This window comes from Borreliella mayonii, assembly GCF_001945665.1.
Lineage (GTDB): Bacteria > Spirochaetota > Spirochaetia > Borreliales > Borreliaceae > Borreliella > Borreliella mayonii.
This window is the reverse complement of record NZ_CP015791.1, coordinates 21,605-27,809: the sequence shown is the minus strand read 5'-3', so window position 1 is coordinate 27,809 and position 6,205 is coordinate 21,605. Positions and strand designations below refer to the sequence as shown.

Below are 6,205 nucleotides of genomic sequence, written 5' to 3'. Positions count from 1 at the left end.
TTTATTTATTATCTTTTAGTACAATGATACTAAAACAACTTCAGCCCATATATTAAATGATAAATAAAACATTAGGTACAACGACTAAATATTTAAAAAAGGATGCACATTTAAATACAGAAACTAAAGCTGTTCAACTACAATTGTTGCACTTGAAATTTTTTACACTAAAATATAATACAAATAATTATATTAACAAATATCGATTAAATTTATTTTTGCCCCGCTAAATTTTTCAGAAATCAATTATACAATACAAGTCCATAAGTAATAAATTATGCAAGATATATCTTTACTTATGTACTTGTTCTTTTTTTTAAAAAAATCTATTTTTGTTTCTTTTGCATAATTTACTGTACAACAATAGTGTTAATGCATAAAAATTGTGTTGATTAACCATTGTAATAATCTTATTTATAAGAATTTTATTCACTTATGATGATTAATATTCCCTTATTGTGAACTGCTATTTCTAAATCAAAGATTATAGAAATAGCTTCTTGTTTCATCCCATGATAGCTTTTTAGGCTCTTAAAAGAACGGTCATCCACTAGAGCACAGGTCCACAAGCTTTACTTCAGGCAGTTCCTGCCTTAGTTTTTATTTCTTTATAATAGCCTTAAGGTTTAGACTTGCATTTATATCTCTATCATGCAAAGTGTTACAACTACTACAAGTCCACCTAGTATCACTTAATCTTAGAGTCGTATTTTTAATGTGACAACTACTGTATAGTTTACTTGATGGAAAATATCTATCTACCTTATACAAAGAGGATCCATACCACTCTGATTTGTATGATAATTGTCTTACAAACTCAGACCATCTTAAATCATTAATACTTTTTCCAAACATTCCTTTTTGCATGCCTTTAATTGATAAATTTTCTATTACTATGTTTTTATAATTGGATACAAAGTAATAAGATAATTTATGCAAAAAGTCTTTTCTTTGATTTGAAATTTTCTTATGCAGTTTGGCAACTCTTAATCTAGATTTCTATCTATTAATAGAACCTTTTTGCTTTTTTGATAGTTTTCTTTGGTATTTTTTAAGTTTATTTTCATTTTTTAATAAATATTTAGGATGATTGATTTTCTCACCCCCACTACTTACTAAAAAGTGTTTCATACTCATATCAATACCAACTATTTCTTTTTTATCACCTTTAGTTTCATTGTTATTTTTAGTATATTAGTTCTAAAAGTTTGCCTATTTTTCTTACTTTTATATTTAGGGAATCCTTGCGTTCTATTTCCCTTTTTAATTTCCCTAAAAAAATTATTATACGCAGAATTTAAGTTAAGCTGGACATTACAAAGAGCCAAACTATCAATTTCCTTTAAAAAAGGAAATTCTTCTTTATATTTACTTGGATAGGTAATAAGATTTTGTCTATTATTTTTATAATAATCTTTCTTATCACTTAACATTTTGTTATACAAAAATCTTACACATCCAAATACTTTTGAAAAATATTTTTTTTGATTATTGTTAGGATATATTCTATGCTTATAAGCTTTATTAATACCCATATGTTCTATTATTTTATAATATTTTATACTTAGTGTATATGTCACAAAAGCTAAATTTTAATAATCACTGCGTATATTCAATTAATTATCATCTAATATTAGTTACTAAATATCGGCATAAATGCATAAATGCTAAGCTTTCATCTTATCTTTGCCAAATAATAATTAATATATGTTATTTATGGAAAGTAACCCTTAATGAATTCAACCATGATAAAGATAATATTCATTTATTACTAGAATTTACTCCCAATATTCAACCTTCTAAATTCATCAACAATCTAAAAACAGTATCTTCAAGGCTTATAAGAAAAAAATATTCTACTTATTTAGATAAGTATTACTGGAAACCTTATTTTTGGTCTAGAAGTTATTGCCTTATCTCTACTGGAGGAAGCTTCTATTGATATCATCAAAAAGTATATTCAAAATCAAAACAAATCTATTTATTAGCAAATTCATCTCCACCTAAATTTCATAGAAATTATAGGTGGAGAATTCTTTGTTATTTTTAGTTAAAAAAAATTAGAATAAAAACTGATAAGTTCAATTGATAAATCAAAAAATCCGAATATAATTCCATTATATAACTAGATTTTTACAAACTTAAAGGAGCTGAATATCCATGAATAAATTATTAACATTAATTATTTTATTAACATTTTCATGCAATTAAGCAATTCTGATCAAAATAATCCATTTAACATGTCAAGTAACGAAAAAATAGTAAAATATCAAGCAAATGAGCTCCAAATAGATATTCAATCTTTCCATGTTTAGGCATTGAAAGATGAGGTTACCACCATTGTTAATACTTTTTTTTAAAGTCTTCTTTATCTATCCATAGTAATTTAGAGTTTTTTTGCATCTTTATTTTCAAAAAATCTTGAATTGAGCCGGTGAATATTCGCCCCAGAATAAAGGAATATACGGTTTTCATTATTATATTCTTTTAATAAAAGTTTATTCTCAATATCAAGCCCCCGTTTAAAATCAATATACTTTTCACTAAGAGCATTAAATGAACTTAACATTTTGGTAAACAAGCTAAATTCTTCATTGTCTTTAAAGTATATTATTGATTCCTATATAGGGGATAGTTTCTTAATTTGATTTGTATTTAATTTAATACCTTTATAAGGATTATCTTCTTCGCTTTTTAAATCCCTAGTTATTTCTTTTAGAATATTATCACTACCCTGAATCCTGAATTTATATTCTAAAACTCGATGTGGGGGGTTTAATATTGCTAAATTGAAATATGACAAATTTAAAATGAGAATCAATATCTTGAAATCTTTTTTGATTTTCAAATTGATAAATATAATTAATTTTATAATTGGCAAACACATATTTTCTACAAATTCTAAAAAGTTAACAGACTAGTTGATGTTGATTAAAAGAATTTTTTGTCTTTTATTTAATTCTCTCTGTGATATAATGAAAAAATATTTTATAAATTATTAACTTTGATCAAATTAATGGAAAAATTTTATGAAAAATAACATATGTATTTTGAATATATTTTTATATATACCACTATTTTATTCGTATTTTTTGAATCCACTAAAATCTTCAAAAACCAACAGTATCAAAACTGAGGGTTTTGATTTTAAGACAATTGAAGAGGGAAATATTACAAAATATGATAAAACCCCCATTGAAGAGAGCAATGAAAATACTTGTCTTTCTTTTAAAGAATCCGAATTAAATGAAATAAAAGAGGGAGAAGTGCTTGAATTACTTGTAGGTGGTTATGTTACATGGGCAAAATCTGGAGACTTAAGGGTTTTAAAAGATAAAAATAACAATTTAATTAAAGATCTTAGAGAACTTAGGTACTCTTATATTTTTTCACCCATTCGATTCAAAACTTATTCATTTTTTTTGGTTATAATTATAGCATTAATGACAATAGCTATAAAATACTCGGCCAAGAAGCACCTATAGCTAAGATAATAGCATTTGAATCAACTAAAGAGTTTGAAAAAAAATACGAAATCAAAAGTTTAAAACTAAATTCGGAAGAATATAATATTGATTTTGAACGAAATAGAACTGGTTTAGCCAAAATTAATTTAAAAGAAACTTCAAAAGAACCTAATTACATTTATTCATACAATTTTGGAGTTTTTGACAATTCTTTAGTAGATTATTTTAAGTCCTTTTACAAGAAAAGTAACTGTAACTATATGCCTGCATATCTTACTATAAAAGATAAACAAACCGGTAAAGATACAACCTATGAAATCATATTAAATCTAAAGCTATTTAATACTACTATTAAATTATTATTTAATAAGTATTCAAATTTATCAAAAGAAAAATTAAAACTTTTTGCTGATGAATGATAAAAATTGAATAAGAAAAGCTAATAAAAAATTTAGCAATTAATATAAATAAATATAATTCAAAATTGATAACAAGGTATAGTATTTTCACAATAGCGAAATCCAATAAATTTATCATTTTTAGTCCATTTCTTAGATTAATCTTAGCAATATATGAAGCATTATAACCTAAATTAATTAATGTCTTAACTAAATCAATCTTTTTAAATGCATTTTGAATTAATTTAACTAATTTGGAAATACCTTTTACTTTTGCATTATTCTTACCTTTATTATTATGAGAATTAACTTCTTTAATAGATTTTTAAGAATCAGATTTAAGTATATCTCTTATCATAAATAAATAATGATTATTAGCATAATAATATATTAATTAAATTATTTAACTATCTCTAATTCCCTTTTTAAAAAAAAGATAAAAAACCACAATATAAAGATTAAATTACTTAAATCTTGCCTTCTTATTAATAGCACATCGATTACTTCTATTAAAGCAATAATAAATTGAAAACATTTTCTTTTATATAAGCATTAAAACACGCCTTTTTAATATTTTTTATCCACATATTTATAAATAATGAAATGGCGCTGGTTTTATAAAAAATAATCTATATTTATTCACCAATTAATTCTTCCATATAAGAAAAGCATTAATACTGAAAATTAAAATTATCTTACAATTAATACAAGACAACCATATTAAAAGTATTTCTTTCTATTTCTCTCTTCACTTTTAAATATTGTTGATAAGCAGTGGGTCTAGGCATAAAACGATCATACTCAGGGCTCCCCTTTTCGCCAGAATACTTAATATCTGGAGAATATAAATCTCTTATACATAAATACAGCCAATAAACTTCACTTTTAAATTTATTATTCTGCTCATTTTTTACCCTACCAAACAACTTAATCAAGTCTTTAGATCGCTCAGAACCTAAATCTAAAAAGAATTTATTAAAATACTCCTCATTATAGTCAGGCAATGGCGGAAACTCGCGACTTTCTAAACCTTGCAGAGTGTATAGGGTCTTTTTTATCTCAACCAATAAACGATGTTCAGACGCATATAATTTTAAACTAGAAAATATGCCTTCAGTAACAATCTCATCGGAACCCATATCACTACTTTCCGAATTCTCAAAAAAAGTTTGAGCAGCTTGTCCTTTTTTATCAAACAAATAACAACCCAATAAAGCCAATGCTATTATGCAAACGCCAACCAAAATCCTCATATATACTTCTCCTCCACCTTACTGCTAAGCTAATCTATAAATATATAATAATCCAAATACCATTTTACTAAACTCAAAAAGCCCCACTAAAATGGATTTCCTTAGAAGGGAAGTATATACCAATTTTATCTTTCCTCAAGAATTATTAAATAACAAATCATTATATTGATTTATGAAAAATAAATATTTAAATAATCTCCTTATAAAATGTATTTATAAATAAATACATACATAAAAATTAAATAATAATAACGATTTTAATAAAATTATTTTTAAATAAAAAAATTTGGTAAAAATCAATCAAAAATATATCAAAACAGATTTTTAAAAAGCTCAAAATATTATAAAACCTTTGACAATGAAAATATAATGAAAATATTATTATTTTAATAACCTATATTCAATACAATATAATTTTGTATTGAATATATTATTATATTAATTATTAGATTATAAATAAGGAGAGTATTTATGAAATATAATATAATTGTAGGAATATTTGTTTTTCTATTTTTAACTGCCTGCAATCCAGATTTTAACACTAATCAAAAAGATGTGAAGTATCACACTCTAGTAAAAAGAGACCAAAATCCAATAAAAAGGGATTAATCCCTAAAACAGAAGTAATCCAAAATCGAGAAGCAGATCAAAATCAAGAAGTAGATCCTAACGAAAGAACAAAAAAACACACTGCTTGATGATTTAAGAAATTTAATAGAAAAAGCTAACAAATATAGCGAAACATATTTAAAAAAATCAGAAGAAGATCCTGGGGGATCAATATGGATAGAAGCTTTCAAGGGATTGTTTTGGTCAGGCGCAGTACATGAAAATCAATAGCAAATAATACCGAAAAATCTAAAAACTATAGAAAAGAGATTTATTGTGCTTTAAATGATATTGATATTACCAAATTAAAGAAACTTTCAAAAGTTATAATACTGTCAAAACGCTCAGTAGGACTATTCAACGCCATTAGAGAATTTGGACGTATTATCGACATCGTGATTTTATCCTTACATCCTAAAAAGAATGCTTTAGACAAACTAGAAATTTCAAATTTAGAGAAGCTTAAAAATTAGTTTGA

The 6,205-nt window shown here is 24.6% G+C and carries 4 protein-coding genes and 4 pseudogenes; 4 read left to right on the top strand and 4 right to left on the bottom strand.

The window, feature by feature from the left end; translation table 11 throughout:
- Positions 1 to 425: 425 nt before the first annotated feature.
- The gene (locus tag Bmayo_RS07455) at positions 426 to 551 is read right to left on the bottom strand and encodes a hypothetical protein (RefSeq protein ID WP_256381234.1); all 126 of its coding nucleotides are present in this window, start codon (positions 549 to 551) and stop codon (positions 426 to 428) included.
- Positions 552 to 577: 26 nt separating this feature from the next.
- Positions 578 to 1,535, bottom strand: a pseudogene (locus Bmayo_RS07510) (RNA-guided endonuclease TnpB family protein).
- A gap of 38 nt (positions 1,536 to 1,573) precedes the next feature.
- On the opposite strand from Bmayo_RS07510, the pseudogene tnpA reads away from it, so the two are divergent.
- Positions 1,574 to 1,988, top strand: a pseudogene (gene tnpA / locus Bmayo_RS05840) (IS200/IS605 family transposase).
- A 364-nt stretch (positions 1,989 to 2,352) separates the two neighbouring features.
- Here tnpA and Bmayo_RS07270 read toward each other — a convergent pair.
- Positions 2,353 to 2,903: pseudogene (locus Bmayo_RS07270) on the bottom strand (class I SAM-dependent DNA methyltransferase); the annotation flags it as partial.
- A gap of 126 nt (positions 2,904 to 3,029) precedes the next feature.
- Between Bmayo_RS07270 and Bmayo_RS05830 the strand changes: the two are divergent.
- A pseudogene (locus Bmayo_RS05830) lies at positions 3,030 to 3,886 on the top strand (S2/P23 family protein).
- A 680-nt stretch (positions 3,887 to 4,566) separates the two neighbouring features.
- On the opposite strand, the gene Bmayo_RS05825 reads toward Bmayo_RS05830, so the two are convergent.
- Positions 4,567 to 5,118 carry a P52 family lipoprotein gene (locus tag Bmayo_RS05825; RefSeq protein WP_075552713.1) on the bottom strand — a complete coding sequence of 184 codons (552 nt, stop codon included), beginning with the start codon at positions 5,116 to 5,118 and terminating at the stop codon, positions 4,567 to 4,569.
- A gap of 471 nt (positions 5,119 to 5,589) precedes the next feature.
- Here Bmayo_RS05825 and Bmayo_RS07265 point away from each other — a divergent pair, with 471 nt between their 5' ends.
- Positions 5,590 to 5,727, top strand: coding sequence for a hypothetical protein (locus tag Bmayo_RS07265; RefSeq protein ID WP_235633194.1), 138 nt, complete (start codon positions 5,590 to 5,592; stop codon positions 5,725 to 5,727).
- A gap of 227 nt (positions 5,728 to 5,954) precedes the next feature.
- Entirely contained in the window at positions 5,955 to 6,200 is a 246-nt protein-coding gene (locus tag Bmayo_RS07260; protein ID WP_338024404.1) for a CRASP family complement regulator-acquiring lipoprotein, read from the top strand.
- Positions 6,201 to 6,205 lie beyond the last annotated feature (5 nt).

What these genes read in the sequence shown, in the direction of transcription:
- Bmayo_RS05825 (WP_075552713.1), bottom strand. Translation starts at nt 5,118, where the DNA reads ATGAGGATTTTGGTTGGCGTTTGCATAATAGCATTGGCTTTATTGGGT.
- Bmayo_RS07265 (WP_235633194.1), top strand. Translation starts at nt 5,590, where the DNA reads ATGAAATATAATATAATTGTAGGAATATTTGTTTTTCTATTTTTAACT.